2 protein-coding genes are annotated in these 1,204 nt (G+C 62.4%); both read left to right on the top strand.

All coding sequences use genetic code 11. The features are described 5' to 3' along the window. A partial coding sequence (locus tag LX12_RS21785) for a hypothetical protein (protein ID WP_253656714.1) occupies positions 1-282 on the top strand: 282 nt, incomplete at its 5' end. A gap of 293 nt (positions 283-575) precedes the next feature. After that, positions 576-1,034: an HNH endonuclease signature motif containing protein gene (locus LX12_RS22320; protein ID WP_253656713.1), complete on the top strand. Its 459-nt coding sequence runs from the start codon at positions 576-578 to the stop codon at positions 1,032-1,034. Positions 1,035-1,204 lie beyond the last annotated feature (170 nt).

Raw genomic sequence — 1,204 nt, 5'->3', positions numbered from 1 at the left:
GGGGAGCGGTGGGTACCGGGGAACGTGCGGTCGTTCGCGATCCCCGACGACCCGATCACCGCCCTGCCGGGGTCGAACCCGATGCGCTACATCTCCGACGTGGTCACCGGTCGCCGGCAACCGTTCGGCGGGTTGTGGCCTGTCGGTGCCGGGGGTTCCGCCCTGTGGCGCTACCTGGGATCGGGACGGCACGTCGCGTACAACAGGGAGTCTCCCGCGGGTGAGACGCGCACCTACCTTGAGCTTGCCCGTGTGTCGGTGCAGGAGATGCTGGATAAATGACCCTCGCAATCGAGGGCACATGCAAGACGTGCGGGAATACTTTTGTGGACCACCGGAACCGGCGCCGGTTGCATTGCAGCGCCAAGTGTTACCGGGGTTCTCGCAACCCGTTTCGAGGGCAGCTTTGCGCGGGGCTGGACTGTTTGCGACCGGCGACGTCCACCGGACTCTGCACTGATCACCACCGCCAAGCAAAGCGTGTGGAGAAGGCGGGAGAGCTACTGCGGGTATGCCACTGCGGTCAGGCAATCGACGTCCCGTACGGGAGGTATTGCAGTACCGAGTGCAGGAAAGTGGGCATACAGCGCAAGCGGCGCAGTGAGTTCACCCTCGCATACGAAGCGCGTCGGTGGGTCGATGTACTAGCCATACTCAAGAAGAAGTCGCAGCCCGACGAACATGGGTGCTGGGTATGGATTCGCAAACCGCTCTCCAACGGCTATGCCCAAATTCGGATTCCGGGCCGAAGAATGTACGCGCATCGAGTAGCGGTCGAGGCAAAACTTGGCACCCGAATTAGCCCCAATATGCCGGTGCATCACAAATGCGCGAACCGTCGCTGCATCAACCCAGATCATCTCGAGTTAGTGACGCACGCACAGAACGTTGCAGAGATGCTGGCGCGTCAAGCACTACTGGCCGAGATTTCGCGGCTGCGTGCGCTCCTCGACGGCGCAGGGATCGCGCATGGCAGCCCCGACCTGACTGATGTACCGCAAAGCCATGCTGTGACAACCAGAAAGGCCTACTGATGGCCCTTGTGACCGTGACCGGCAACGTCACCGACATCACCGGAAAGGCAGACCCAGACCAGCTGTCGTTCTCGACTCCCGTGATCCGCCAGGGCGTGCTGTCGACGAAGATCCAGCGGGTCAACCCGAACACCACCACGGGTGCGTTCTCGGTGCAGCTCGAGGCTGGC

It is taken from the genome of Williamsia serinedens (genome assembly GCF_024171725.1).
In the GTDB taxonomy this organism is placed as follows: Bacteria; Actinomycetota; Actinomycetes; order Mycobacteriales; family Mycobacteriaceae; genus Williamsia_A; species Williamsia_A serinedens.
Note: the sequence above shows the minus strand (reverse complement) of the source record. Positions and strands in the feature narration are given on the sequence as shown.